The sequence below is a fragment of the Pseudoxanthomonas indica genome, assembly GCF_900167565.1.
Taxonomy (GTDB): Bacteria; Pseudomonadota; Gammaproteobacteria; order Xanthomonadales; family Xanthomonadaceae; genus Pseudoxanthomonas_A; species Pseudoxanthomonas_A indica.
The window spans coordinates 446,035-471,833 of sequence record NZ_FUZV01000001.1 but is presented as its reverse complement, the minus strand read 5'-3'; the positions used below and the strand labels follow the sequence as shown (position 1 = coordinate 471,833).

The window sequence follows — 25,799 nt, the reverse complement described above, 5'->3', positions numbered from 1 at the left end:
GACGTCGGTCTGCAACGTCACGCAAAAGAAAAGCCGGGGCTTGCCCCGGCTTTGTACTTTTTGCATCAGGTTGGCGTGTGCGGATCAGGCCTCGGTCAATTCCACCGTGTAGCCGGTCGTACCGCCGGTGATATCGATGCGATAGCGTCCGCCGTCTTCGGTGTACGGACCGGCGCCGCAGCTGGTGATTCGCGCCGCGGCCGGTTCCAGTACGCGCACCCGCAGGCGTCCTGCCACGACTTCGCGGGTGCCATTGCAGGCGGTGGTCGGCGACGCCGGCTGCGTGGGCACGTTGATCTGGAAGGTGGCCGTGGTACCGCTGGTGATGGCGAACTGATCGCGCAGCGTCAGCTTGCGCGCGCCAAAGGTGAACTGGCGCGTCCATGAGGTCACCGCGCTGTTGTCGCAGAACGCCGGGGTCAGGTTGGCGTTGGCCACGAAGGCGCCGGCTGCACCGGGCGTCACCGTCATGGTCGAGCGACGCGTGGTGGATTCGCACTGACGGGCCACGGTGCCATTGCGGACGAAACGCACCAGGTTATGCACATCCGTGCCCTGGTTGATGCCGCTGTGGCTCCACACGTTGGCGGTGACCGCCAGCCAGTCACCCGCGAACAGGGTGAACGAACCCTGGTCCTGGTGCGCGTGGCTCTCGTCGTACTTGCCGGCAACGATTGCCACCCACATCGCATTGCGATCCCAGCCGGTACGGGCAAACAGATGGCCCGGGCCGGTGGCGTGGTAGAGCAGGGCGGTGGGCGTGGCGGCGGTGGTGCCGGCCGGCAGCAGGTCGTAGCGGTAGTTGAAGCCGGAGGTCATGCGCGGCACGGAAATGTTCTGCAGCCACCACGTGGCGGCATTCTGTCGCGCGGGATCGCTGGTGAGCGAACGCGCTTCCAGCATCAGCCGGCGATGGTAGTCATACAGTTCCGGCATGGAATTGCGCGACTGATCGCCAATCGGTGCAAACCGATCCAGCGTCGGCACGGTGGCATGCACCCAGTAGTAGATGCTGTCGCCGGCATGCGGATTGGCCGTGGCCAGATCCTCGCCGGTGCCGTCACGCCAGGTGCGGTAGATCGAGAACAGGCGCATGTGCGCGGTGCCGTAACCGGTGCCCTCGCTGCTACCGCCACCCGGCAGCTTGGCGAAGTACGCCTGCAACGCCGGCAGCTTGTTGGTGCGCAGGAAGTTCAACCAGGTCTGGTTGTTGGTGGCCAGCGCCCAGTACATCGTGGCTTCGACAAAGCTGTAGTAGTAGTTGTTGCCCGGGTTGTTGACCGACCAGCCGGTCCACGGGAACGAACGCCCGCCCCAGGTGGCGTTCTGGTAGTTCCAGACATTCCACACGGCCTGCTCGGCATAGGCCGACCAGCGGGTGCGCTGCGAGGCGGTGATGCGGCTGCCACAGGTGTTCAAGGTGGTGGCCACATCCTTGATCATGGTGCCAACTTCCAGATACGAGTCGCCCGCCACGTCGGGTGCACGCGCGCCGGCGATGGCCGATTCGGCCGCCGTCACCTGCGCTTCGACCAGGCGGATGGCGAGATCGCAATACTTGGCTTCCGGCGAGAGCTGGTACATCTCGACCGCTTCGCTGGCTTCAAAGCCGTAGCCCACGCTGCCGGCAACGGCGGCATCCACCCACGACTTGAAGCGCGTATAGGCCGCGCTGCTCTTGTTGGCGTAGCGCAGGACCGAAGGAATGCCCATGCGCCGGGGCAGGGATGAGTTCTGCGCGGTCGCGCCGCCGCCCGTGGATTGATTGCCGCCGGTAACGGCGCCGCCGCTGGAAGGCGTAGCGGGCACTGCGGCCGGGTTGCCGCCATGGGCCGGCTGGCGACCACTCAGGCTGGCGAAACGTTGGCGGGCGAAGCCGTTGAAGTCGCCGACGGCGCCGCGCAGGTCGGACCAACTGCGGTCGACGAGGAATTTGGCGCGCGAACCGACCAGGCCGGAGGCGCTGGCCAGGCCCAGGCCGGCGATGACGCCCAGCAGGACTGTGAGAACAATAAGACGACGACGCCAGCGGTTGGACCGCGGCGAACGCAGGGCAGCGAGGAAAGACGTGCGCGACAAAGGGGATCTCCTGACAGGAAACCGTGCGCAAACAACGACATACGACAACATCAGTCGCCCGCTGCGGCTCCCCCTAGCCACATACGACCCGCGCAACGGCGGTCGCATCATAGCTGTGCAACGTTAATTCATCTAACCGTCGGACTACTCGAGCCCGCTTTGTTCAGCTTTTAGTCGGGCAGATCAGGATCGCGTGAAGAGAGCGTGACAGCGACCTCAGCGCGCCTCGCTCAACTCCACCACGTAGCCATCCTGCCCGCCGGCCACATCAATCCGCCAGCCACGCCGGAACTCCTGCGCATCCACGCTCGACCACTCATGCAAGCTGATGGTCGCGGTGGCCGGCTCCAGCACCCGCACGCGCAGGTTGCCGGCGATGGCTTCGTTGCCCTGCACCCGCGGTTTCTCCGGCACGTTGACCTGGAAAATCGCCTTGGTGCCCGCGCCCAGCTTGAAGCGATCCTTCACCAGCAACTTGCGCTGGCTGAAATCGATCTGCCGTTGCCAGCTGTCCAAGGCCGGATTGTCGCGATACACGCCGGTCATGTCGGCATCGGCGATCAGGCCGCCATCGGGTTTCGGCGTGACCTTCAGCGTCGCCCGCGAATCCGACACTTCGCACTGATGCACCACCTTGTCACCCAACGGCGCCGCGCACTGGCGCACATCGGTGTTGTTGCGCTCGAAGCGCACCACGTTGTTGGTCTCGGTGCCTTGCTGGATGCCGCTGTGGCTCCAGATGTTCTCGGTCACCGCCAGCCAGTCGCCGGCAAACAGGGTGAAGCCGCCTTGCTCCTGGTGGGCATGGCTTTCGTTGTAGGGGCCGGCCACGAACGACAGCCACATCGCGTCCTTGTCCCAGCCGCTGCGGGCGAACAGATGGCCCGCGCCTTCGGCCAGATAGTGCAGCTCCGCCGGCGGCTTGCCGCCGTCACCGGCAGGCAGCAGGTCGTAGCGGCTCATGAAGCCCTGGCTCATGTTGCGCACGGAGATGTTGTTGAGCCACCACGACGCGATCGACTGCGCGGCCGGGTCGGTCGTCAACTGCCGCGCTTCCAGCACCACGCGGCGGTGGTAGTCGAACAGCTCCGGCACCGAGTTGCGTGATTGATCGCCTATCGGCGCGAACCGATCCAGCGTGGGCACCGTGGCATGCACCCAGTAGGCAATGGTGTCGTGCGCATGCGGGCTGGCATTGGCCAGGTCCTCGCCGGTGCTGTCACGCCACAGGCGGTACAGGCCGAAAAGGCGCATCTGCGCGGCGCCATAGCCGGTGCCTTCGCGGCTGCCGCCGCCGGGCAATTTGGCGTAATAGGCTTGCAGCGGCGGCAGCCGCCGCGTGCGCAGGTCTTCCATCCACTCCGGACTGCCGCTGACCAGCGCCCAGAACATCGTCGCTTCCAGGAAGCTGTAGTAGTAGTTGTTGCCGGGGTTGTCCACCGACCAGCCGGTCCACGGATGCGACTGGCCCCCCCATTGCGCGGAACCGTGGTGCCAGACATTCCACACCGCCTGCTCGGCGTAGGCCGACCAGCGCTTGCGTTGTTCCTCGCTGACGCCGCCCGGGCAGCTGTGCAGTGTCATCGCCAGATCGGCGATGTGCGGGCCCACTTCCAGGTAGGAGTCGCCGGAAATCGCCGGACGCCCACCGCCGGAAATCGCCGACTCCGCTTCACTGACCTGCTGTTCGACCATGCGCACGGCCAGGTCGCAGTACTTCTTGCCGTCGCTGAGCAGGAACATCAGCGCGGCGTCGCCCGCGGCGAAGGCATAGGGCTGGCCGCCGCCAACCGCGCTGTCGACGTAGCCGCGGAAGCGCGAGAACGCCTGCGACTTCTTGTCGACGAAGGAGGTGTCGATCACCAGTTTGGCAGGGCCGGTTTGCGCCACGCGCGAGGAAGCCGGAGCAGCCGGTGCGGCGTCGGCTTCCTGCGTTGGCTCGGTCGGCGGCGGTTTTGAAGCGGTCTGCTCGGGCAGGCCTGCGCCCGTTTCGCTGCACTGGCCCACCGCCGCGGCGAGCATGGCCAGCACCAGCAGACCCAGGCTGGGCCAGCCGTGGGTGCGCATGCGGTTGCCGGGACGGGGCTTGCTTTCAGAGCTCTTTGACATGGCCGATCCCTCAGCGTCAGGGGCGGTTGGAGTAGGACACGCTCAGGTAGATCAGGGTCTGCGAAACATCCTGGCCCAGGTCGGTGCTGTCGCGCTCATAGCGTTCGGCCATCAGGTGCGCGCTCCAGCGCGGCGCCCACTGGTAGCTCAGGGTGGCGCCCAGGCGGGTCGTGGTGTCCTGCCGATCCAGCGAGGTGTAGTCCAGTTTTTCGTAGGTGCCATAGGCCGACACGGTCAGGAACTGGCGCACGATCCAGTGCAGATCCATGCGCGCGCCCTGGCTGTCCTGATCGAATTCGTCGGAGTCGACGTAGTTGCGATCCTGCAGGTAGGGCGTGGCGGAGAACGTCAGCCGCGTGCCGGTGAAGGTGTAGCCCAGATCCAGGCTGCGCACTTCATAGGGCGAGGCATTGACCACCGCATCGCCGGTGAGGATGTTGTCGGGCACCGTATTGGGCGGGCGCTCGCCGCTGACATCGCGCAGGGCGTCGGTGGCGGTGTCGGAGAACTGGCTCGCGATCAGGACGTTGACCGAACTCTGGGTGGTGGGCGTCCACTCGGCGTCCAGGCGGATCAGCGGCTCGGAGCGGTTTTCGCCACCGCTGCGGTAATCCAGGCGCGAGTAGCCCAGATCGGCGCCCAGCTGGAAATGCGCCAGCGTGCGCTCGTAGCGGCCGTAGATGTCGTAGCGGTTGTAGTCACGGCCGAACACGTCATCGTCGAAGTCGACCCGCTGGACCTGCAGGTTGCCCGACAGCCGGCTGGTGGCCGACAGATCCTTGATGGCGCGCAACGCACCGGCCAGGCGCTGCGAGTTGAACTCGTCGGTCTCCTCGGCGGTGCTGTCGATGTAGCGCAACTCGGCCTGGCCATGCAGCGCCTGGCCCATGCTGAAGAGCAGGGTGGGGCCGACCGAGAACACGTTGACCTGCTGGCGGTTGCCCGGCGCGTCGGGCGCCAGCGCATCCACCGGCTGCACCGACAGGCTGTCTTCGGCGGTGAAGAACAGGCGCTCGGGAATGGCGATCCAGTTGACCCGCCCGGACATCGTGCCGTCGACGGTATCGGTGAACACGTTGTCCTGGTAGTCGCGGTATTCCACGCGGCCATCCAGGTTGAGCTGCAATGCGGAGACGTTTTCCTCGACGCTAAAACCCAGGCCGGCACGCAGGTAGCGCTGCTGGATCGGATCAAACGGCGCCAAGGTCACGTTGTCATTGTCTTCCACGCCCAGATCGACCGTGTAGTCGACCCGCGCGGCCAGCGCCTGGCCGGAGGCTCCGGCCAGGGCGGCGGCGGTGAACACCGAAGCCCGCACATACTTCATCGGCATGTCCTTCTCCCCTGGAGCGTGCGCTGCACGCTCTCTCCCTTAAGGAATGTGGTTGAACACCACGCCCGCCACCTTGTCCGGCGGGAAACTGGCCACGGCCTTGTCGACGTTCTCCGGCGTGACCTTGCCGTAGCCGGCCACCAGCACCACCAGATCCGCCAGCTCCGACAGGATGCGCGCATCCGGGGAGCCCAGCACCGAGGGGCTGTCCAGGATCAGATAGCGATCCGGATAGCGGCTGCGCATCGAGTCGACCATCGCGCGCATGCGGAACGAACTGAAGGCTTCGCCGGTCATTTCGCGCTGGCGGCCGCTGGGGATCAAACGCAGGCGCGGCACGCCGGTGCGGTAGATGATCCGGCCGATGTCGGCCTGGTTGTCATCCAGGTAATCCATCAGGCCGCCCTGGCCCGCATCCACCCGCAGCGCGGTGTGCTGCGAAGGGTGCAGGGCGTCGCAGTCGACCAGCAGCGAGGTCTTGCTGTCGTCGAAGGCGAACGCGGCGGCCAGGTTGCGGGCGACGAAACTGCCGCCGCTGCCGTGGCTGATCGGCGCGACCAGGGTGACGAAGTTGCGATCGCCGCCCAGTTGCAGCAGCCGCGTGCGCAGTTCGCGGAAGGCGTCGGCGTGCTTGCGTACCGTGTCGTTGCGATGGATGACGCGGCGGTCTTCCAGTTCGCGCGCGGTCAGCGCCTTCGGCTCATCCAGCAAGGCAAGCGAACGCGAGCCATCGGTTCGGTTGGGAATGCGATCGTTGTCCGGGGTCACGAGCTTGTCCAAAGTTGCAGCCTGTGGTTCCAAAGTGGCGTTCGGTTGCATGACATCGTCCTCAGGCGGCGGCCAGCTGCTTCAGCCCGAAGGCCAAGGCGTAGGCGAGGACGACCAGCACCAGCATGGCGATGCTCAGCGCATTGCGCTTGAGTTCCGCACGACGGTCCTGGGGCGAGGGGTAAGCCGGCACGGAGCTGAGCAGCACCAGGCCCGGGGTTTTCTGCAGCTGCGCGGCCGAGCGGATGCGCGGATCGAAGCGCGCGCGCAGGAACAACAGGCCCAGCGGCAACGCAATGGCCACGAACAGGCCGGCGATGGCGAAGTGCAGGAAGCGCAGGCCGGTCGGACGCAGCGGCATGGTCGCCGGATCCTGCACGCGCAGGGTCAGGCCGCGCTCTTCGCGATCCAGTTCCATCGACACACGGGCGTTCTCGCGCCGGCGCAGCAGATCCTGGTAGATGTCGCGATTGACTTCGTAGTCGCGGGTCAGCTCGGCCAGTTCGCTTTCCGATTCGGCGATGCGCCGGCTGCGGTTCATTTCCTGGCCCAGCATCGACTCGGTGATCGCACGACGCGATTCGGTCGCCGCCACTTCGCGCTGGGTGGTCGCCTGCTGGCTGCGCAGTTCCTGGTAGAGCGGGTTGATCTGGGTGTCGTCGAACGGGCTGTTGCCGTTGGCATTGCCCTGCGCGCGACGCTGCTGTTCGGCCTGCATGGCGGTCTGCAGATCTTCCATCTGGTGGCGCACCCGCACCACGTCCGGATGCTGCTCGGTGTAGTTGAGCAGCAGTCGATCCAGCTGGCCCTGCAGTTCCATCATCTGCCCGCGGTAATACGTTTCGCGGGTGGCCACGGCGGTCACCGCCGATTCGCCCGACAGCTGCGCGTTGATCGCACCGGCACGCGAGCGCTGCTCGAGCAGGCTCATGTCGGTGTTTTCCAGCTGCGTGCGCAGGGCGCTGATGCGGGTGTTGGAATCGGTGGCGCTGCCGGGCTGCGCGTCGACATTGGCCGAGCGGTACAGGCGCAGGTTGTTCTCGGCGTCGGTGAGCTTGGCGTGGTAGTCGGTGACGCGGCTGTCGATGAACTCGTAGGCCTCGCGGCTCTCGCGTTCCTTGGCGGCCAGGCTCTCGCTGATGAACAAGGCGCCCAGGCGTTCGGTGACGTCATAGGTGCGCTTGGCATCGTTGTCGCGGTAGCTGATCTGCACCAGGTTCGGACGCGGGCTGGTGATGGCGATGCGACCCTTGATCGATTCCATCAGCCGATCCTGTTCGATCGCGCTGGGCTTGTTGTCCAGCCAGCCGCCGGTCTTCAGGGCTTCCTGCAGCACCTTCTGGCTGTAGATCACCTGGCGCGCGATGCCGGCGCGATCCACCACTTCGGTGGCCACGGCGCGGCCTTCCAGCAGCGGCTGGATGATGTCGCTTTCCTGCGCCAGGATGGTGGTGGAGGCGGTGTAGTTCTTCGGCAGCACCAGCAGGCCGATGACGAGGGTGAGCAGGGCCACGCCGGTGAAGATCGCGGCAATCGCGGTGCGATTGCGCTTGGCTTCCTCCAACAGGACCGGCACCAACTCGTTGGGCGTCAGGGTGACAGCGGCGTTCTGCGGCGCGGCGGTGGAACGGCGCGCGGGAAGGGCGGGCTGGTTCATCAGAACGTCCGTTCGGGTACGGTGATTACGTCGCCAGGCGAGACCTGGTAGTTGGTGCTCAAGTCGCCACGATTGAGGATCTTGTCCAGGCGCACTGCATAGGTGCGGGTTTCCTCGGCGGTCTTGCGATGCAGGTCGGAACGATCCGGCGCGGCGAATTCGGTCACGCCGCCGGCGGCCAGCACGGCATCCAGCACGGTCATGCCGGGACGGTAGGGCAGCGACACCGGCTGGCGCACGGCGCCGGTCACGCGCACGCGCGAGAGGTACTCGTGGCTGCGCAGGTCGGTCAGGATCACCGCCACCTGCGGATCACGCACGAACGCGCCGAGCTTTTCCTGGATGTCCTTGGCCACTTCGGCCGGGGTCAGGCCACCGGCGTTGACGTCGCCGACCAGCGGCACCGAGATCTTGCCGTCCGGGCGCACCGGCACGGTGATGCCCAGCTCCGGATTGCGCCACACCGACACCTGGACGATGTCGTCCACGCCGATGTGGTACGAATCGGTGGCGAGCGTGGAGGTCGCCGGCGGCGGCGCTTCACTGGCGGATTTGTTGCTGGCGCAGCCGGCCAGCACGAGAGAAAGTGCCGCAATGGCAAAAGCGGCGATGAAGCGACTCATCGGTGTTTCCCCTGTGGTGTGTATCTGCCACAAGTAACGCGAGAGATGTCGCGAACCGGCCATTACAGAACGATTTTCGACCTACATCTCCGGAAGCCCCCGTAAGCGGTGCCAACGGGCTTTTGGCCCCTTCCCCTGCTTGCGGGGGAAGGTTGGGATGGGGGCAGCCGTCAGACCCCGTAAAACTCCCGATACCAGTCCACGAACCGGCGCACGCCCACTTCGATGGGGGTGGACGGGGCGTAGCCGGTGTCGCGGCTCAGGGCGCTGACGTCGGCGTAGGTGTCGGGCACGTCGCCGGGCTGCAGCGGCAGCAGGTTGCGCTCGGCCTTGCGGCCCAGGCATTCCTCCAGCACCTCGATATAGCGCAGCAGCTGCACCGGCTGGTTGTTGCCGATGTTGTAGACGCGATAGGGCGCGGTGGAGGTGGCCGGCGACGGGTCGAGCGGATCGTAGCCCGGGTCCGGGCCGGGGACCCGGTCCAGGGTGCGGATCACGCCTTCGACGATGTCGTCGACATAGGTGAAATCGCGGGTGTGCTTGCCGTGGTTGAACACGTCGATCGGCTCACCGGCCAGGATCTTGCGGGTGAACAGGAACAGCGCCATGTCCGGCCGGCCCCAGGGGCCATAGACCGTGAAGAAGCGCAGGCCGGTGGTGGGCAGGTTGAACAGATGGCTGTAGGTGTGGGCCATCAGCTCGTTGGCCTTCTTGCTGGCCGCGTACAGGCTGACCGGATGGTCGACGCTGTCTTCCACCGCGAACGGCAGCTTGCGGTTGGCGCCGTACACGGAGCTGGAACTGGCATACACCAGATGCTCGATATGGCGGTGGCGGCAGGCTTCCAGGATGTTGAGGAAGCCAACGATGTTGCTGTCGATGTAGGCGTGCGGGTTTTCCAGCGAGTAGCGCACGCCGGCCTGCGCGGCCAGGTTGACCACCCGCTGCGGGCGGAAGCTGTCGAAGGCCTGATCCAGCGCGGTGCGATCTTCCAGCGCCGCATTGACGAAGCGGAAGCCCTCGCGCGGCAGCAGCTTGTCCAGGCGCGCCTGTTTCAGGCGCGGGTCGTAATACGGATTGAGGTTGTCGTAGCCCAGCACCTCGTCGCCGCGCGCCAGCAGGCGCTCGCTCAGGTGGGAGCCGATGAAGCCGGCGGCGCCGGTAACCAATACGCGCATGGAGTTCCTGTTCGATTCGACGTGGACAACTACGCTAGATCGATCGCCGTCTACAGGCTGTCATCGACCTCGGCACGCGGCAGGGCGCGCTTGACGTCGAATAGTACCGCACCGGGTTTACCGAACTTGCGCACGCCTTCGGCGCCCAGGGCGATGAACTCGCGATGCGAGACCGCCAGAATCACCGCGTCGTACTGGCCGGGGTCGGGCGTTTCGACCAGATCCAGGCCGTATTCCTCGTGGGCTTCCTTGGCGCTGACCCAGGGATCGTGGATATGCACGTTGGCGTTGTAGCTTTTCAGCTCGGCCACGATGTCGACCACGCGGGTGTTGCGCAGGTCCGGGCAGTTTTCCTTGAAGGCCAGGCCCAGGATCAAGATGTTGGACCGGGTGGTCTGCAGGCCGCGCTGGCCCATCAGCTTGGCCACGCGTTGGGCCACATGCCCGCCCATACCATCGTTGATGCGGCGGCCGGCCAGGATCACGTCCGGGTGGTAGCCGATCTGCTGGGCCTTGTGGGTCAGGTAGTACGGGTCCACGCCGATGCAGTGGCCGCCGACCAGACCGGGGCGGAAGGGCAGGAAGTTCCACTTGGTGCCGGCGGCTTCCAGCACCTCGTGGGTGTCGATACCCAGGCGGTGGAAGATCAGCGCCAGCTCGTTGATCAGCGCGATGTTGACGTCGCGTTGGGTGTTCTCGATGACCTTGGCCGCTTCGGCCACGCGGATGCTGCTGGCCTTGTGGGTGCCGGCGTGGATGATCGAGCGGTACAGCGCATCGACGAAGTCCGCCACTTCCGGGGTCGAGCCGGAGGTGACCTTGGTGATGGTTTCCAGGCGGTGCTGCTTGTCACCCGGGTTGATCCGCTCGGGGCTGTAGCCGGCGTAGAAGTCGGTGTTGAAGGTCAGGCCCGACTCGCGCTCGATGATCGGCACGCAGGCTTCTTCGGTGGCGCCGGGATAGACGGTGGATTCGTAGATCGCCACGCCGCCGGCGCCGATGGCGCGGCCGACGGTGCGGCTGGCCGATTCCAGCGGACGCAGGTCCGGGCGCTTGTATTCGTCAATCGGCGTGGGCACCGTGACGATGAAGACGTTGCAGCCCTTGAGCGCCTCGGCATCGCTGGCGAATTCGAGCAGGTTGGAGGCCTTGAGCTCGTCCTCGGACACTTCCAGCGTGTGATCGTGGTGGCGGCGCAGTTCTTCCACGCGCTTGGCGTTGATGTCGAAGCCCAGGGTGGGGAAGCGGCGGCCGAAGGTGGCGGCGAGTGGCAGACCGACGTAGCCAAGACCAATGACGGCGATCTTGACCTGGTCAAGCGAAGGCAGCTGGGCATTCATCAAGCAGTTTTCCCCTGTGGTGGACCACGCCGCTGCAAAGTCTAGCGGGTGTTACGCCGGGAAACGCGCAAAGCATGGCGTACAGGACAACGCCGCCGTGACCGGAGGCACCGATGGCCTGCCGGAGCGGGTTTTTCCGTACTCACAGACAAGGACGGCGGCACGACGGCCGCTGTTCCCAAGCATATGGCGAGTGAGGTCAGGGGAATGCGAATACTGCTCTGCGGCGGCGCCGGCTACATCGGCGCCCACACCTATGTCGAGCTGGCGGCGCGCGGCCACCAGGTGGAGATCCTCGACAATTTCTGCAACAGCTCGCCGCAGGTACTGCCGCGGCTGCAGCAGATCACCGAACGCGCTCTGCGCAGCCATACCATTGACCTGCGCGACAAGCGCGCGGTCGATGCGCTGTTCGCCAGCCACAGCTACGACGCGGTGATCCACTTTGCCGCGTTGAAGTCGGTGGGCGATTCCTGCGAGCGGCCGCTCGATTACTTCGAGAACAACATCAGCGGCACCATCCACCTGCTGCAGGCGATGCGTACGCATGGCGTGCGCAACCTGGTGTTCAGTTCCTCGGCCACGGTTTACGGCGACCCCAGCGCGGTGCCGGTGCGCGAGGACGCGGCGCTGAGCGTGACCAATCCGTATGGCCGCACCAAGCTGGTGATGGAGGACCTGATTGCCGACGTCTGCGCGGCGCACCCGGATTTCCACGCCGCCAACCTGCGCTACTTCAATCCGGTGGGCGCGCATGAGTCGGGCCTGATTGGCGAGGACCCCAATGGCATTCCCAGCAACCTGATGCCCTTCATCTGCCAGGTGGCGGTGGGGCGGCGCGAGCGCCTGCGGATCTTCGGCGGCGACTGGCCAACCCGCGACGGCACCGGGGTGCGCGACTACATCCATGTGGTGGATCTGGCGCGGGCGCATGCCGATGCGCTGGATCGCCTGGTCAACAGCCGCGCCGGCATGACCGTGAACCTGGGGACGGGGCAGGGCGTGTCGGTGCTGGAGCTGGTGCAGGCGTTTGCGCGCGCCAGCGGGCGGGAGATTCCCTACGACATCGTGCCGCGGCGGATGGGGGACGTGGCCGAGGTGTATGCCGATGCCGGCCTGGCCAGATCGTTGTTGGGGTGGCAGGCCAGGTTGGGGGTGGACGCGATGTGCGAAGACGCCTGGCGCTGGCAGTCGATGAATCCGCACGGGTATCAGGCCGCCTGAGCCGCATCACGACCGCTCCGGTCTGCGCAGTGGCCGGTGGCCGGGTGGGCTTGGCGGGCGTGGCCAGCGGGTCAGACCCCCGCCAGGGCCGGCGCCGGCATCCCGCCGCGCCCCCATCTTTACGATGGCCCGGCTCTTGCATGAGAATCCGCCGAACGGTGACCGCAGCCAAAACGACTTGCCACTGGAACGCGCAAACCGCATCGACGAGCAGAACCGGACGCGCTTCGGCTGGCGAACCTATCGGATGCGCATGCTGGGCCTGGCGCTTGGCGCCATCTGCGTCGGCGCGGTGCTGCTGGAACACCACGACAGCCTGGGCCTGTGGGCGCTGCTGATCTTCAACGGCTTTATCTGGCCACATTTGGCCTACTGGCGGGTGCAGCGAAGCCAAGAGCCAGTGCAGGACGAATACCGCAACCTGACCTTTGACGCCGCCATGGGCGGCTTCTGGATTGCGGCCATGCAGTTCGATGCGCTGCCCAGCGCACTGCTGATGGTCATGCTGACCATGGACAAGGTGATCATCGGCGGGCCGCGCTTCGGCGCGCGTACGCTCGGCGCGATGATCCTGACCTGCCTGGCGTCCAGCGCGGCGTGGGGCTTCGCGTTCCAACCGATGACCAGCTACCCGGTGGTGGTGGCCTGCCTGCCGTTCCTGGCGATCTACCCGATGGCCATCGGCTTCGCCACCCATTCGCTCTCGCGCAAGGCGCACGAGCAGAAGCAGACGCTGGAGAAGATGGCGCGCTTCGACGCCGCCACCGGCCTGATGAACCGCCAGCAGTGGCTGTACGCGGTGTCGATCGAGATGCGCCGCTACCAGCGCTACCAGCGGCCGTCGGTGCTGGTGCTGATCGACATCGACCGCTTCAAGCAGATCAACGACACCCGCGGCCACACCGTGGGCGACAGCGTGGTGGAAGAATTCGCCCGCCTGATGAAGGCCTGCCTGCGCGACACCGACACCGGTGGCCGCTACGGCGGTGACGAGTTCGGCATCGTCATGCCGGATTGCCGCTGGGAAGAAGCGATCGTGGCGGCCGAACGCCTGCGCCGCCAGGTGGCCGCGTACGCCTTCACCCGCGACGGCCTGCGCTGCACGGTCAGCATCGGCCTGGCGGAACTCAATCCCTCCATCGACAGCGTCAGCGAGTGGATCGACGCCGCCGACCAGGGCCTGTACGCCGCCAAACGTCGCGGCCGCGATTGCATTGTCGTCGCGCCGTCACCACGATCCGCCGCCGCCTGATCAACCCAAGAGCGTATCCACCACCGCAGCCGGCTGCTTCATCCACGCAAAGTGATCAGCACGCACACCCAACCGCGCCGCATCCAACATCACCACCTGCTTGCTCGCCTTCGGCATCTTCGCCAGCAAGCCAGCCAACGAAGCCTGCGGCGCCAGCCAGTCCTGCTTGAACAACACGCCGCGAATCTCCGGCGCGGCAGCGGCCATCACGGCCTGCAGATCGACTTCCAGTCCGGCAGCGGCATAGCGCCCGCTCAATCCCACGCTGGCCCAGTCGCAGATCAAGCTGCGCGCTTCCACACCACCAAAGCCCAGCTGGCGTCCCGGGAACGCGCCGCGGTGATGCGCCAGCCAGATCGCGAACTGATAGAAGAACGGCAGCAACCAGCCACGCGGCGGCGCGAAGGTGCGCCAGTGCGGGGTGCCGCTGGCGACCAGCCAGAGTTTCTGGAAGTCCTGCGCATGCAGGCCCAGGTAGCAGCTGGCCAGCTGTCCGCCCAGGCTGTGGCCACCGATGATGGCCGGAACCTGGGGGGAGTCGGCCGCCATGGCCGCATGGCTGGCGGCAATGTCTTCCACCAGCAACTGCCGGTAGCCCCAGTCGTGGTGCTTGTCCGGACGCAGGGTGCTGCTGCCGTTGCCGCGCCATTCGTGCAGGTACACCGCGACGCCGCGCGCAGCCAGCGCTTCGGCCAGGGGCAGGTAGTGCTTGGCGGCCACGCCCAGCGCCGGCAGCCACAACAGGCGTGCACTCGGCGTGGCGGGCAGGCGGGCGAGCAGGGTGTAGCGGTGATCGTCGTGGGTGGAGAGGGGCAGCTCGCGGGACGTGATCGTCATTGCGGCTTGCCCCCACCGCAGTCGGCGGCGCCGAAGTGATCCAGCACCAGCACCTCGCTGCGGCCCGGGCGGTAGCCGCCGAGCAGGGCGCGATGGACGTAGTCCGATGCGCCGAAACAGGCGTCCGCCAGATCAGCACCACGGCACAGCCGCGCGGCAATGGCCGAGGCCAGCGTGCAGCCGGTGCCGTGCGCGTCCACCGGCAGGCGCGGATGCGCTATCGGGCGGATGCCGTCGGCATTGGCGAACAGGTCCACCACCTCGCCTTCGCCAGGCAGATGGCCGCCCTTGAGGAACACCGCGCGCGCACCGAGCGCCAGCAACGCTTGCGCTGCTGCATGCATGTCATCGCGCGTGGCGATGGACTGGCCCAGCAACAATTCGGCTTCCGGCAAGTTGGGCGTGACCACGCTGGCCAGCGGCAGCAACTGCGTGCGCAGCGCGGTGAGCGCGCTGTCTTCCAGCAGCTTGGCGCCGCTGGTGGCCACCATCACCGGGTCCAGCACGATGTGTGGCCGCGCGTGGCGACCCAGCGCCTGCGCCACCACGTTAATCACCTCGGCGGTGGCCAGCATGCCCAGCTTGGCGGCGCGTATGTCGAAGTCGTCGAAGCACGCATCCAACTGCGCGATCAGGAAATCCATCGGCGGCACGTTGACCGCGGTGACGCCACGGGTGTGCTGCGCGGTCAGCGCGGCAATCGCCGACAGCCCATGCACGCGATGGGCGGCAAAGGTCTTCAGATCGGCCTGGATGCCGGCGCCACCACCGGAGTCGGAGCCGGCAATGGTGAGGGCGGAAACCACGGAAGGTTCAGTCATGCCGGCATTGTGCCATCGCACTCGTCGAGTTCCGTACTGTCGGGGCTGGCCTTTAACAGACGCATGTCTGGTCAGCCCCTCCCACACTGCACGCCTCCTGTGGGAGCAACTTTGGCGCCGCGCGCCTCCTGTGGAATCGACTTCGGCACCGCACGCTTCTTGTGGGAGCGACTTCAGTCGCGACGACTTTCCGAGCGCCACCATTGCCGATACAGCAGGTGCGCTACCCCCGTCACGCCGGTCAGCGCCGCCGGCAGCAGCAAGGCCCGGTAATGGAACTGCTGAAAGGCCAACGCTCCAATCACGCCACCTCCCAGAAACCCGCTGATGATCAGCCCGCTCAAGGTCAATCGCTTCATCGGCAACGGCTTGCCGCGCAGCAGATGACCCAGGCCGATGCCCAGGTCGGTGAACATGCCGCTCAAATGCGTGGTGCGCACCACCGCACCGCTGTAGGTGGTGACCATGGCGTTCTGCAAGCCGCAGGCAGTTGCGGCCAGCAGCGCGCCGGCAATCTGCTCCTGATCGAACAGCGGAATGGCCGCCAGCAACAGCAGCGCCTCCAACGCCAGCACCACGCCATAGCGTCGTCCCGGTTGCGCGGTCTGATCCTGGATGATCAGGCCACTCACCATCGCGCCGAAACAAAAGGCAATCAGCATGCCCCACAGATGCGCGATGGCGCGTGCGTCGCCGTGCGCCAGCGCCGCGGCCAGCAAGCTGGTGGTGCCGGTCAGATGGGTAATGGCCTGATGCTCAAAGCCCAGGAATCCCACCACATTGACCATGCCCGCGATGCAGGCCAACGCGACCGCGCCGATCCATACCCAGCGGGGGAGTTGGATGCTCATGCCGATCTGAGCCGCATCGATGAATAAGGATCTTGCATGGCGGTTCCCCAACCCCATTCGATTCCGCCCCGGCGCGCGCCGGGACGGAATCCAGACAGCGTTACAAAACTTCCGACGCGTAATCCGCCAGACGCGAACGTTCGCCGCGGCGCAGGGTGATGTGCGCGCTGTGCGCCCAGCCCTTGAAGCGATCCACCGCGTACGTGAGGCCCGAGGTGGTCTCGGTCAGGTACGGCGTATCGATCTGCTCCACGTTGCCCAGACAGACGATCTTGGTGCCGGGGCCGGCGCGGGTGATCAGCGTCTTCATCTGCTTGGGCGTGAGGTTCTGCGCCTCGTCCAGGATCAGATAGCGGCTGAGGAAGGTGCGGCCGCGCATGAAGTTCATCGAGCGGATCTTGATCCGGCTGGCCAGCAGATCATTGGTGGCCGCGCGGCCCCAGGCGCCGCCTTCCTGGTTGTGGGTCAGCACTTCCAGGTTGTCGGTGAGCGCGCCCATCCATGGGGTCATCTTTTCTTCTTCGGTGCCGGGCAGGAAGCCGATGTCCTCGCCCACGCTGACGGTGGCGCGGGTCATGATGATCTCGCGGTAACGCTGCTGATCCATGGTCTGCGCCAGGCCGGCGGCCAGGGCGAGCAGGGTCTTGCCGGTGCCGGCGGTGCCGAGCAGGGTGACGAAGTCGATTTCCGGATCCATCAGCGCATTGAGCGCGAAGTTCTGCTCGCGGTTGCGCGCGGCGATGCCCCATACCGCGTGCTGGCCGCTGCGGAAATCATCGACGATGGTCAGCGTGGCCTTGCGCTCGGCGCCGACCTTGACCACCCGCAGTTCCACTTCGTCATCGCCCGGCAGGTACAGGTACTGGTTGGGATACCAGTCCTCGTCATCGGCCAGGGTGATCTCGTAGCTGGTGCGGCCCTTGTCGCTCCAGCTGCGCAGATCGGCGTTGTGCTTGTGCCAGAAATCCTCGGCCAGCTCGGTGGCGCCGGTATACAGCAGGCTGAAATCGTCGAGTGCGCGATCGTTTTCGTAGTCCTCGGCGGTCAGTCCGCTGATCGAGGCCTTGATGCGCAGGTTGATGTCCTTGGACACCAGGATGACCGGCACTTCCGGATGATCCTCGCGCAGCGCCAACACCGCGGCCAGGATCTTGTTGTCCGGCGCCACCGCGCCAAAGGTGCGGCCCGGGTCCACCGGCTTGACCTGGAAGTACAGCTTGCCGATTTCGCTGCGGGCCTTGAGCTGCAGACCTTGCGGATGGGTCAGGGTGATGCCGGCCTGGATGTGATCGGCGCCGGCGCCGACGATCAGTTCGTTGAGGAAGCGGCTGACCTGGCGGGCGTTGCGGCTGACTTCGGAGGTGCCCTTCTTGGCGTTGTCCAGTTCCTCAATCACCTGCATCGGCAGGAAAACATCGTGCTCCTCGAACTTGAACAGAGCGGTGGGGTCGTGCATGAGCACGTTGGTGTCCAACACATAGATGCGCTTGCTACGGGTCATTCAGGCAACCTCATGGAGGAAGATGTGTGAACACTGCCGCGGAATGGGTGCCGCATGACGTCTGCCGGGGCAGACGCGCAGCGTGAACCACCACGCCCGCCGCGATACGGGATGGTGGAGGAAAGGGCGAACAGGGGGCTCACTGCGTTTGCAGTTCCTTCAGTGCATCCAGCACCGCCTGGGCATGGCCAGGCACTTTGACGCCGCGCCACTCACGGGCGATGCGGCTGTCAGGCGAGATCAGGAAGGTGCTGCGGACCACGCCCAGCACCTTGCGACCGTACATGTTCTTTTCGTGGATCACGTCGAAGGCCTGGCACAGCGCCTCATCGGCGTCGCTGACCAGCGGGAACTTGAAACCCTGCTTGCTGCAGAAGTTGTCGTGCGATTTTACCGAGTCGCGCGAGACGCCCAGCACGCTGGCGTTGTGCTGCTTGAATTTGGCGAGCAGCGCGTTGAAGTCGATGCCTTCGGTGGTGCAGCCGGGCGTGCTGTCCTTGGGATAGAAGTACAGCACCAGCCATTGGCCGGCATAGTCGGCCAGCTTGGCGCTTTCCCCGCCGGACAGCGCCAGCGGCAGTTTCAGGGTCGCTTTGGGCAGGGCCTTGGCTGCGGTTGCCGTCATGTCAGAACTTCATCGGATCCATGATCGCGTCCAGGTTCAGATGGTCGCAGAATTCGAGGAAATCGTCGCGCAGGGCGGCGATGTGCATGTTGGCCGGCACACCGATGGTCACCTGCGCCGAGAACATCTCCGCGCCGGTCTGCATGGCGCGGTAGCGCGTGCTTTGCAGGTTCTCGATGGTGATGCCCTGGCGATCGAAGAAATCGGCCAGCTGGAACAGGATGCCCGGCTTGTCGGCGGCGACCACTTCCACGATGTACGGCAGCAGGTTGGACTGCACGACCTTGGGGCCGGTGCGGTACCAGATCAGCTTCAGGCCTTCCTCGCGCTCCAGCCGGGTCAGCATGGCTTCCAGCTTGGCCACCGAATCCCAGGAGCCGGTGGCCAGCGCGGTCACCGAGACATCGCGGCCCACGGTGGACAGGCGCGCATCCACCAGATTGCAGCCGCTGTCCGCAATCCGGCGCGTCACCGACAAGAGCGGCGACTCCGGATGCGTCGTATAGGCGTTGATCAGGAGGTGGTTTTCGTTCGGCGACGGCCGGGGCGTGGTATCGGTCAAAGCGGCTTCCGGCAGGACGGCGAGGCTGAATGGCGGGCCGGAGAATGGCCTGCGTGGGATTTAGCATACTTGCCCGCGCTTTCAAGCCGCAAGTAACATCACGGGGTGCGCGGCGTTCCGCGCGATTTCCACATATAAAGGCAAGCGCTTGTCTCTCTCCGGCAGTATCACCGCCCTGGCCACGCCGTTTACCGACGCTGGCGAACTCGACCTCGATGCCTGGCGCCGACTGCTCAAACGGCAGTTGGACGGTGGCACCCAGGGCGTGGTGGTGGCCGGTTCCACCGGAGAAGCGGCGGCCTTGTCGGATGACGAGTACGAGCGGCTGATCCGCAGCGCGGTGGAAGTGCTGGGCGGCAAGGTGCGCATTCTGGCCGGCACCGGCCAGATGAATACCGCCAAGACCATCGCCATGACCCGGCGCGCGCAGTCGGCCGGCGCCGAGTTCGCGCTGGTGGTCACGCCTGCCTACGTGCGTCCAACCCAGGCGGGTTTGATTGCGCACTATCGCGCGGTGGCCGAGCAGGGTGGCTTGCCGGTGGTGCTGTACAACGTGCCGGGTCGTACCGGCTGCGACCTGTTGCCGGAGACGGTGGCCCAGCTGGCGCCGCATCCGCACATTGTCGGTATCAAGGAAGCACGCGCCGAACCCGAGCGCATGCAGGCCTTGCTGGCCTTGCGTAGCGAGGGTTTCGCAATTTTCAGCGGCGATGATCCGACCGCCGGGCGGGCCATGCTCGCCGGCGCCGACGGGCTGGTGTCGGTCGGCTCCAATGCCTTGCCGCGCACGTTCCGTCGCCTCTGCGATCAGGCGCGTGCCGGCGACGCGGCCGGCGTAGCCGAACTGGATGGGCAGTTGCAAGACCTTTACGTCTTCCTGGGAGTGGAGTCCAATCCCATCCCGGTCAAGGCGTTGTTGCAGCGCCAGGGCATCGGCCAGGGTCTGCGCCTGCCGCTGCAGGAACTTTCGTCCGCCCACCAGGCCAGCGCCGATGCGCTGGCGACCGTGGCCGGACACCTCGAAGAGCAATCCAGTCGCGTAGAATCCGCGGCCTGAACCCAGGAGATGTCCATGCGTTTGTCCCCTTCGCTTTCGCGTCCGCTTGCCCTCGTGCTGCTGGCCGTTTCTGTCGCCGGCCTCTCGGGCTGCAAGTGGTTCAGCAAGAAGGACGCCAAGGGCGACTACGCGCTGAGCCCGGAAATGCGTCCACTGGAAGTGCCGCCGGATCTCAACCTGCCCTCGTCGGCTGGCGCCATGCAGTTGCCCAACACCGCCTCGCAGGTGCGTCCGAGCCAGGGCGCGCCGACGGCTGCCTCCAACACCGGCTTCAATCTGGCCGGCAGCCGCGATGACGCCTTCACCAAGGTCGGTGACGCGCTGGGTGGCATCGAAGGCGTGACCGTGGCCAGCCGTGCGCAGTTGCTGGGCACCTACGATGTCGACTTTGAAGGCGCCAAGTTCCTAGTGCGCATCGTCGGTGTCGAAGCCGGCGCCTATGTCTCGGCGGTGGACCCGCGTGGCCTGCCGGCCACTGGCGAAGCACCGGTCAAGCTGATTGCGGCACTGAAGTCCAAGCTGGGCGGCAACTGAGTCCAGCCGCCGGCTTCGGCCGGCCACAAAAAAGGCGCCGCAAGGCGCCTTTTTTTGTTCCGGCAGAGTGAGCGCGTGGCGCTCGCCGCTGTCGTTGCAGCAGGCCGATCAGCGCTCCAGCAAGGGCAGCTTGTCGGGCTTGCCGTCCCACTCGGCCGCTTCCGGCAGGGGTTCCTTGCGGGTGGTGATCACCGGCCAGGCCTTGGACAGCTCAGCATTCAAAGCCACGTACGCCTCCTGGCCCGCCGGTACATCGTCTTCCGGATAGATCGCGTTGATCGGGCACTCCGGCTCGCACAAGGTGCAGTCGATGCATTCGTCCGGGTCGATCACCAGGAAATTGGGACCTTCGTGGAAGCAGTCCACCGGACAGACTTCCACGCAGTCGGTGTACTTGCACTTGATGCAGTTCTCGGTGACGACAAAGGGCATGGCACGCGATACGAGACAGGAAACGTGACAAGTTTAAAGGAAGCGCCGATCACGCGCTTGCGACGGGCCGTCGCAAGCGCGCGCGCAGGATCGCGCGCAGGCAGGCAAGGCCGGATCCTGTAGGAGGGGGCTTAACCAGACATGCGTCTGTTTAAAACCAGCCCCGAAGCCAGGAAACTCGGAGAGACCCGATTACCTGCCATTGCAAAGTTCTTATGTCGACCTGGGGACTGAGTGTGGATGTGGAATGCGGCTTGGGTTCCTGGCTTCGGGGCTGGCCTTTAACAGACGCATGTCTGGTCAGCCCCTCCTACAAGGCGAGCCTGGCGTGGCGGAGCATTAGTTTCGCCAGTAGAACAACCTGTGACAGTTCGCCATATTTATCCCGAAAACGAAACAATGGATGATCCTCCCCACGTTTCCACCACTGGAGTCAGCCCCATGATCACCCTGCGCCCCGCCCGCGAACGCGGCCACGCCAACCACGGTTGGCTGGATTCCTGGCACAGCTTTTCCTTCGCCAATTACTTCGACGACCAGCACGTCCACTGGGGACCGCTGCGGGTGATCAACGAGGACAAGGTCGCTGCCGGGCAGGGCTTTGGCCAGCATGGTCACCGCGACATGGAGATCATCAGCTACGTGCTGGAAGGCGCGCTGGGCCACAAGGATTCGATGGGCAACAGTTCCAGCATCGTGCCCGGCGACGTGCAGCGCATGAGCGCCGGCACCGGCGTGCAGCACTCCGAGTTCAACTACAGCCAGGACGGCACCACCCATTTCCTGCAGATCTGGATCATCCCCAATCAGCAGGGCGTGGCGCCGTCGTATGAAGAACGCAAGTTCTCCGCCGAGGAAAAGCAGGGTCGCCTGCGTTTGGTGGCCAGCCCCGATGGTGCCGACGGCTCGGTGAGCATCCACCAGGATGCACGCCTGTATGCCGGCTTGTTCGACGGCGACGAGCAGGCGCAGCTGACGCTGGCCGAGGGCCGGCTGGGCTACGTCCACGTGGCCCGCGGCGAGGTGGAAGTCAACGGCCGCGCCCTGGCCGCCGGCGACGCGCTGCTCTATGACGGCGAACCGCTGGTCACCGTCCGCGCAGGTCGTAGCGCCGAAGTGCTGGTGTTTGATTTGCCGCGGCAGTAGCGTCCGCTGCGTGCCGCCGGTGAGCCTGCGTGAGCCTGGACGGACCCGCGGACCCGCGGACCCGCACGCCGACCGTGCAACCGGGCCGCCAGCATGCGCTGGCCCCAAAACAGAAACGCCGGCCCAGGGCCGGCGTTTCATGTTCCTGCAGACCACCGATGGCGCTCCCTAGGGGGCTCGAACCCCTGTTTTAGCCTTGAGAGGGCCACGTCCTAACCACTAGACGAAGGGAGCGTTTGGGTGTTGTCGGCGAAGCACATTAGTATATGCGTCCACCGTGGCGGCGAGCAATGCCGATCACGGGCGAGCCACACTTCCCTACGGACCCGCCACTATTACCCCGAACATCGCTCTGCGCATCATCCCGCGCGACCAGCACCCGATCTCGCGCAAGGACATCAGTCCAAACGCACTGCGGGTGCTGTACCGCCTGCGTGATTCGGGCTACGCCGGCTATCTGGTAGGCGGAGCGGTTCGCGATCTGCTGGTCGGCGGCCATCCCAAGGACTTCGACGTGGCCACCAACGCCACGCCCGAGCAGGTCAAGCAGCTGTTCCGCAATTGCCGCCTGATCGGCCGGCGCTTCCGCCTGGCCCACGTGGTGTTTGGCAACGAGATCATCGAAGTCGCCACCTTCCGCGCCAACTCCGATGATGGCAGCGGCGATCGCGAACTGGACAACGGCCGGCTGGTGCGTGACAACGTCTACGGCACGATTGAAGACGACGCCGTGCGCCGCGACTTCACCGCCAACGCGCTGTACTACGCCATCGAGGATTTCTCGGTGCGCGACTACACCGGCGGTTTCGAAGACGTGCAGGCGCGCACGCTCAAATTGATTGGCGATCCCGAACAGCGCTATCGCGAAGACCCGGTGCGCATGCTGCGCGCGGTGCGGCTGGCGGCCAAGTTGAACTTCCAGATTGATCCGGCCACCGCCGAACCGATCAAGCCGTTGGCGCCGCTGCTGGGCGATGCCGCGCCGGCGCGGCTGTTCGAGGAAATCCTCAAATTGTTCCTGTCCGGCAACGCCGTGGCCAGTTTCGAAGGCTTGGAGCGCTTTGATTTGTTGCGCGTGCTGTTCCCCGAAACCGCGGCCGCGCTGAAGTCCAACCGCAGCGGCGCCTTGCGGCGGATGTTGCTGGAAGGCCTGGCCGGCACCGACAAGCGCGTGGCGCATGACGAGCCGGTCTCGCCGGCGTTCCTGTTCGCGCTGCTGCTGTGGCCGGCCTACTGCCGCGCGCTGATGAGCCTGCAGGCCGAAGGCGTGCACGCCGAGGAAGCGCAGCGTCGCGCCGCCGATCGGGTCACCCTGCACCAGCTCAACACGGTGGCGCTGCCGCGCCGCTTCTCGCTGCCGATGCAGGAGATCTGGCTGCTGCAGACCCGCTTCGCACAGCGCCAGCGCAAGCGCGTGCTGCGCCTGCTGACCCACCCGCGCTTCCGTGCGGCGTTCGATTTCCTGGTCCTGCGCCTGGCTGCTTCCGGCGAACATGCCGATGACGTCAGCTTCTGGCGCGAAGCGCAGTTGCAGTCACCCGAGGTGCTGGCCACCTCGCTGACCAGCACGGGCGGCGTGGGTGAAGAGGGCGAAGGGGCCACCCGCCGTCGTCGCCGTCGCCGTCGCCGCACGGGCGCCACCTCCGCCGAATGAGCCAGGCCGTCATCGCCTATGTTGGCCTGGGCGCCAACCTGGGCGACCCGGCCGCGACCGTGCGCGCCGCCGCGCAACGCCTGGCCACGCTGGACGACAGCGACCTGCTCGGGCTCTCGCGCCTGTACCGCACGCCGGCCTGGGGCGTGGAAGCGCAGCCGGACTTCATCAATGCCGTGGCCGGCCTGCGTACTTCGCTGGCGCCGCTGGATCTGCTGGCCCGTCTGCTGGACATCGAGCGCGAGTACGGCCGGGATCGCACGCGCGAGCAGCGCTGGGGCCCGCGGACCCTGGACCTGGACCTGCTGCTCTACGGCGATTGCGTACTGGACGTGGCCGGCTTGCAGCTGCCGCATCCGCGCCTGCACGAGCGCGCTTTCGCACTGGTGCCGCTGCTGGATCTGGACGCCGAGGTGTTGATTCCCGGGCAGGGCCGCGCACGGGATGCAGTGTCCGTACTCGAACAGTCGAATATCCAGCCGTTATGAGGGGATAATGCATCCCCATGAGCAGCCACGCCGATAGCAAGCCCTGGACCGTTCCCGCCCTGGCCGAGGCCAAGCGCCAGGGACGCAAACTGGTGATGTTGACCGCCTACGACGCCAGCTTCGCGCGCGTCTTCGACGCCCACGGCGTCGACCTGATCCTGATCGGCGATTCGCTGGGCATGGTCGTTCAAGGCCATGACTCGACCTTGCCGGTCACGGTCGACCACATCGTCTACCACACCGCCGCCGTGGCGCGTTCGTTGAATCGCGCCTTGCTGGTGGCCGACCTGCCGTTCCAGTCCGACGCCACGCCCGAACGCGCGCTGGATGCCTCCATCGCCCTGCTGCAGGCGGGCGCCGAGATGGTCAAGCTGGAAGGCGCCGGACACAAGCTGGAGGTCATCCGCTTCCTCAGCGAGCGCGACATTCCGGTCTGCGCGCATCTGGGCCTGACCCCGCAATCGGTGTTGAAGTTCGGCGGCTACAAGGTGCAGGGTCGAGACGAAGCCGCCGCACGCCAGCTCAAGGCCGATGCCGCTGCCGTCGCTGCGGCCGGCGCCTCGTTGCTGGTACTCGAATGCGTACCCTCGGCGCTGGCCGCCGAGATCACCCAGGCCATCGGCATCCCCACCATCGGCATCGGCGCCGGCCCCGGCTGCGATGGCCAGGTGCTGGTCCAGCATGACTTCCTCGGCATCGACACCGGCCATCGCCGGCCCAAGTTCGTCAAGGATTTCCTGGCCGAGGGTGGTTCCATCGCCGGCGCCGTGCAGGCCTACGCCGCCGCCGTGCGCGATGGCAGCTTTCCCGACGCGGCCCATTCCTATTGAACGCGCTGCGCGACCCGGACACCCACATGCTTGAAACGATCACCGAGCTGGACGATCTGCGCGCGCGCGTGCGCCAGTGGAAGCGCGAAGGCTTGCGCGTGGCGCTGGTGCCGACCATGGGCAACCTGCACGCTGGCCATTACTCGCTGGTGATGCTGGCGCGCCAATACGCCGATCGCGTGGTCTCCAGCGTGTTCGTCAATCCCACCCAGTTCGGTCCCAACGAGGACTTCACCCGCTACCCGCGCACACCCGAAGCCGACATGACCGGCCTGGCCGGCGCCGGCTGCGACGTGCTGTGGCTGCCGACGGTGGAATCGATGTATCCCTACGGCGTCGAACTCGCGGCCAAGGTGCACGTGCCCGGCGTCAGCAGCCTGCTCGAAGGCGCGCATCGCCCTGGCCACTTCGACGGCGTCTGCACGGTGGTCTCGCGCCTGTTCAACCAGGTGCAACCCGACGTCGCCGCCTTCGGCAAGAAGGACTACCAGCAACTGGCGGTCATTCGGCAGATGGTGGCCGACTTGGCATTCCCGATCGAACTGCTGCCCGGCAGCATCGTGCGCGAAGCCGATGGCCTGGCGATGAGCTCGCGCAACCAATACCTGACCACTGACGAACGTCCGCGCGCCGCCGTCATCCGCCGCGTGCTGATCGCCATGCGCGAAGACAGCGTGGCCGGCAAACCGCGCAGCGAGGTCGAAGCCGACGCCCGCCGGCAATTGGGCGAAGTCGGCTTTGACGTGGACTATTCCGTCGTACGCCGCCCGGATTTGAGTGAACCGCAAGACGGCGAAGCCGGCGCACGCGTGGCGCTGATCGCCGCCAAGCTGGGCCGCACGCGCCTGATCGACAATATCGAGTGGTAAGGGTGGGGGGCTGCCCCCACGCGCACGCG

23 protein-coding genes, 1 tRNA gene and 1 pseudogene are annotated in these 25,799 nt (G+C 66.0%); 9 read left to right on the top strand and 16 right to left on the bottom strand.

What is annotated here, in order from left to right; genetic code table 11:
- Positions 1–84 precede the first annotated feature (84 nt).
- From B5X78_RS02180 to B5X78_RS02145, 8 genes are all read right to left on the bottom strand, one after another.
- The gene (locus B5X78_RS02180; protein WP_079722839.1) at positions 85–2,079 is read right to left on the bottom strand and encodes a hypothetical protein; all 1,995 of its coding nucleotides are present in this window, start codon (positions 2,077–2,079) and stop codon (positions 85–87) included.
- Positions 2,080–2,295: 216 nt separating this feature from the next.
- Positions 2,296–4,188, bottom strand: coding sequence for a hypothetical protein (locus tag B5X78_RS02175; protein ID WP_139381356.1), 1,893 nt, complete (start codon positions 4,186–4,188; stop codon positions 2,296–2,298).
- A 16-nt stretch (positions 4,189–4,204) separates the two neighbouring features.
- Positions 4,205–5,521: an outer membrane beta-barrel protein gene (locus B5X78_RS02170; protein WP_139381355.1), complete on the bottom strand. Its 1,317-nt coding sequence runs from the start codon at positions 5,519–5,521 to the stop codon at positions 4,205–4,207.
- A 39-nt stretch (positions 5,522–5,560) separates the two neighbouring features.
- Positions 5,561–6,301, bottom strand: coding sequence for a P-loop NTPase family protein (locus B5X78_RS02165; protein ID WP_188444708.1), 741 nt, complete (start codon positions 6,299–6,301; stop codon positions 5,561–5,563).
- Positions 6,302–6,350: 49 nt separating this feature from the next.
- Positions 6,351–7,946 carry an XrtA system polysaccharide chain length determinant gene (locus B5X78_RS02160; RefSeq protein ID WP_079722835.1) on the bottom strand — a complete coding sequence of 532 codons (1,596 nt, stop codon included), beginning with the start codon at positions 7,944–7,946 and terminating at the stop codon, positions 6,351–6,353.
- Positions 7,946–8,569: an XrtA/PEP-CTERM system exopolysaccharide export protein gene (locus B5X78_RS02155; RefSeq protein WP_079722834.1), complete on the bottom strand. Its 624-nt coding sequence runs from the start codon at positions 8,567–8,569 to the stop codon at positions 7,946–7,948. Before B5X78_RS02155 ends, B5X78_RS02160 begins: the two co-directional genes overlap by 1 nt.
- Positions 8,570–8,739: 170 nt before the next feature.
- The gene (locus B5X78_RS02150) at positions 8,740–9,747 is read right to left on the bottom strand and encodes an NAD-dependent epimerase (RefSeq protein WP_079722833.1); all 1,008 of its coding nucleotides are present in this window, start codon (positions 9,745–9,747) and stop codon (positions 8,740–8,742) included.
- 50 nt (positions 9,748–9,797) lie between these two features.
- On the bottom strand, positions 9,798–11,087 hold the full coding sequence (locus B5X78_RS02145) for a nucleotide sugar dehydrogenase (RefSeq protein WP_079722832.1): 1,290 nt from the start codon (positions 11,085–11,087) through the stop codon (positions 9,798–9,800).
- Positions 11,088–11,294: 207 nt separating this feature from the next.
- On the opposite strand from B5X78_RS02145, the gene galE reads away from it, so the two are divergent.
- Complete coding sequence (galE, locus tag B5X78_RS02140; RefSeq protein ID WP_079722831.1) at positions 11,295–12,311, top strand: UDP-glucose 4-epimerase GalE; 1,017 nt, start codon at positions 11,295–11,297, stop codon at positions 12,309–12,311.
- A 178-nt stretch (positions 12,312–12,489) separates the two neighbouring features.
- Positions 12,490–13,563 (top strand): diguanylate cyclase, encoded by a 1,074-nt coding sequence (locus tag B5X78_RS02135; RefSeq protein ID WP_176140751.1) that lies wholly within the window; start codon positions 12,490–12,492, stop codon positions 13,561–13,563.
- Here the strand turns inward: B5X78_RS02135 and B5X78_RS02130 are convergent, their stop codons facing one another.
- The 6 genes from B5X78_RS02130 to B5X78_RS02105 form a co-directional block, all read right to left on the bottom strand.
- On the bottom strand, positions 13,564–14,400 hold the full coding sequence (locus B5X78_RS02130; RefSeq protein ID WP_079722829.1) for an alpha/beta hydrolase family protein: 837 nt from the start codon (positions 14,398–14,400) through the stop codon (positions 13,564–13,566).
- Positions 14,397–15,221, bottom strand: a complete 825-nt coding sequence (gene thiD / locus B5X78_RS02125) for a bifunctional hydroxymethylpyrimidine kinase/phosphomethylpyrimidine kinase (RefSeq protein WP_079722828.1) — start codon at positions 15,219–15,221, stop codon at positions 14,397–14,399. Before thiD ends, B5X78_RS02130 begins: the two co-directional genes overlap by 4 nt.
- 173 nt (positions 15,222–15,394) lie before the next feature.
- Entirely contained in the window at positions 15,395–16,072 is a 678-nt protein-coding gene (locus tag B5X78_RS02120; RefSeq protein WP_079722827.1) for a YoaK family protein, read from the bottom strand.
- 100 nt (positions 16,073–16,172) lie between these two features.
- Complete coding sequence (locus tag B5X78_RS02115; RefSeq protein ID WP_079722826.1) at positions 16,173–17,573, bottom strand: PhoH family protein; 1,401 nt, start codon at positions 17,571–17,573, stop codon at positions 16,173–16,175.
- Positions 17,574–17,712: 139 nt separating this feature from the next.
- A complete protein-coding gene (locus B5X78_RS02110) occupies positions 17,713–18,198 on the bottom strand; it encodes a peroxiredoxin (RefSeq protein ID WP_079722825.1) in 486 nt (161 codons plus the stop codon).
- 1 nt (position 18,199) lies between these two features.
- Entirely contained in the window at positions 18,200–18,760 is a 561-nt protein-coding gene (locus tag B5X78_RS02105; RefSeq protein ID WP_079722824.1) for a glycine cleavage system transcriptional repressor, read from the bottom strand.
- Positions 18,761–18,908: 148 nt separating this feature from the next.
- Between B5X78_RS02105 and dapA the strand changes: the two genes are divergently transcribed.
- A complete protein-coding gene (dapA, locus tag B5X78_RS02100) occupies positions 18,909–19,817 on the top strand; it encodes a 4-hydroxy-tetrahydrodipicolinate synthase (RefSeq protein ID WP_079722823.1) in 909 nt (302 codons plus the stop codon).
- 15 nt (positions 19,818–19,832) lie between these two features.
- Positions 19,833–20,351: a hypothetical protein gene (locus B5X78_RS02095; RefSeq protein WP_079724389.1), complete on the top strand. Its 519-nt coding sequence runs from the start codon at positions 19,833–19,835 to the stop codon at positions 20,349–20,351.
- Positions 20,352–20,459: 108 nt separating this feature from the next.
- Here the strand turns inward: B5X78_RS02095 and fdxA are convergent, their stop codons facing one another.
- Entirely contained in the window at positions 20,460–20,783 is a 324-nt protein-coding gene (gene fdxA / locus B5X78_RS02090; RefSeq protein WP_079722822.1) for a ferredoxin FdxA, read from the bottom strand.
- Positions 20,784–21,224: 441 nt separating this feature from the next.
- On the opposite strand from fdxA, the gene B5X78_RS02085 reads away from it, so the two are divergent.
- A complete protein-coding gene (locus B5X78_RS02085; protein WP_079722821.1) occupies positions 21,225–21,929 on the top strand; it encodes a pirin family protein in 705 nt (234 codons plus the stop codon).
- A gap of 159 nt (positions 21,930–22,088) precedes the next feature.
- On the opposite strand, the gene B5X78_RS02080 is transcribed toward B5X78_RS02085, so the two are convergent.
- Positions 22,089–22,163: transfer RNA gene (locus B5X78_RS02080), tRNA-Glu, on the bottom strand.
- Between the two features lie 118 nt (positions 22,164–22,281).
- Here B5X78_RS02080 and pcnB point away from each other — a divergent pair.
- From pcnB to panC, 4 genes and pseudogenes are all read left to right on the top strand, one after another.
- Positions 22,282–23,583 (top strand): annotated as a pseudogene (gene pcnB, locus B5X78_RS02075) (polynucleotide adenylyltransferase PcnB); the annotation flags it as partial.
- The gene (gene folK / locus B5X78_RS02070; RefSeq protein ID WP_079722819.1) at positions 23,580–24,071 is read left to right on the top strand and encodes a 2-amino-4-hydroxy-6-hydroxymethyldihydropteridine diphosphokinase; all 492 of its coding nucleotides are present in this window, start codon (positions 23,580–23,582) and stop codon (positions 24,069–24,071) included. The pseudogene pcnB and the gene folK, both read left to right, overlap by 4 nt.
- Positions 24,072–24,088: 17 nt before the next feature.
- Positions 24,089–24,901, top strand: a complete 813-nt coding sequence (gene panB, locus B5X78_RS02065) for a 3-methyl-2-oxobutanoate hydroxymethyltransferase (RefSeq protein WP_079722818.1) — start codon at positions 24,089–24,091, stop codon at positions 24,899–24,901.
- A gap of 26 nt (positions 24,902–24,927) precedes the next feature.
- Positions 24,928–25,770: a pantoate--beta-alanine ligase gene (gene panC / locus B5X78_RS02060; RefSeq protein ID WP_079724388.1), complete on the top strand. Its 843-nt coding sequence runs from the start codon at positions 24,928–24,930 to the stop codon at positions 25,768–25,770.
- Positions 25,771–25,799: the final 29 nt, after the last annotated feature.

Bases quoted from the DNA above. Each gene is read 5' to 3' on its own strand.
- B5X78_RS02155 (WP_079722834.1), bottom strand. From the start codon at position 8,569: ATGAGTCGCTTCATCGCCGCTTTTGCCATTGCGGCACTTTCTCTCGTG.
- folK (WP_079722819.1), top strand. From the start codon at position 23,580: ATGAGCCAGGCCGTCATCGCCTATGTTGGCCTGGGCGCCAACCTGGGC.
- B5X78_RS02085 (WP_079722821.1), top strand. From the start codon at position 21,225: ATGATCACCCTGCGCCCCGCCCGCGAACGCGGCCACGCCAACCACGGT.
- panB (WP_079722818.1), top strand. From the start codon at position 24,089: ATGAGCAGCCACGCCGATAGCAAGCCCTGGACCGTTCCCGCCCTGGCC.
- B5X78_RS02150 (WP_079722833.1), bottom strand. From the start codon at position 9,747: ATGCGCGTATTGGTTACCGGCGCCGCCGGCTTCATCGGCTCCCACCTG.
- B5X78_RS02110 (WP_079722825.1), bottom strand. From the start codon at position 18,198: ATGACGGCAACCGCAGCCAAGGCCCTGCCCAAAGCGACCCTGAAACTG.
- panC (WP_079724388.1), top strand. From the start codon at position 24,928: ATGCTTGAAACGATCACCGAGCTGGACGATCTGCGCGCGCGCGTGCGC.
- B5X78_RS02175 (WP_139381356.1), bottom strand. From the start codon at position 4,188: ATGTCAAAGAGCTCTGAAAGCAAGCCCCGTCCCGGCAACCGCATGCGC.
- galE (WP_079722831.1), top strand. From the start codon at position 11,295: ATGCGAATACTGCTCTGCGGCGGCGCCGGCTACATCGGCGCCCACACC.
- B5X78_RS02115 (WP_079722826.1), bottom strand. From the start codon at position 17,573: ATGACCCGTAGCAAGCGCATCTATGTGTTGGACACCAACGTGCTCATG.
- B5X78_RS02170 (WP_139381355.1), bottom strand. From the start codon at position 5,521: ATGCCGATGAAGTATGTGCGGGCTTCGGTGTTCACCGCCGCCGCCCTG.
- B5X78_RS02160 (WP_079722835.1), bottom strand. From the start codon at position 7,946: ATGAACCAGCCCGCCCTTCCCGCGCGCCGTTCCACCGCCGCGCCGCAG.
- B5X78_RS02095 (WP_079724389.1), top strand. From the start codon at position 19,833: ATGCGTTTGTCCCCTTCGCTTTCGCGTCCGCTTGCCCTCGTGCTGCTG.
- thiD (WP_079722828.1), bottom strand. From the start codon at position 15,221: ATGACTGAACCTTCCGTGGTTTCCGCCCTCACCATTGCCGGCTCCGAC.
- B5X78_RS02145 (WP_079722832.1), bottom strand. From the start codon at position 11,087: ATGAATGCCCAGCTGCCTTCGCTTGACCAGGTCAAGATCGCCGTCATT.
- fdxA (WP_079722822.1), bottom strand. From the start codon at position 20,783: ATGCCCTTTGTCGTCACCGAGAACTGCATCAAGTGCAAGTACACCGAC.
- B5X78_RS02120 (WP_079722827.1), bottom strand. From the start codon at position 16,072: ATGAGCATCCAACTCCCCCGCTGGGTATGGATCGGCGCGGTCGCGTTG.
- B5X78_RS02130 (WP_079722829.1), bottom strand. From the start codon at position 14,400: ATGACGATCACGTCCCGCGAGCTGCCCCTCTCCACCCACGACGATCAC.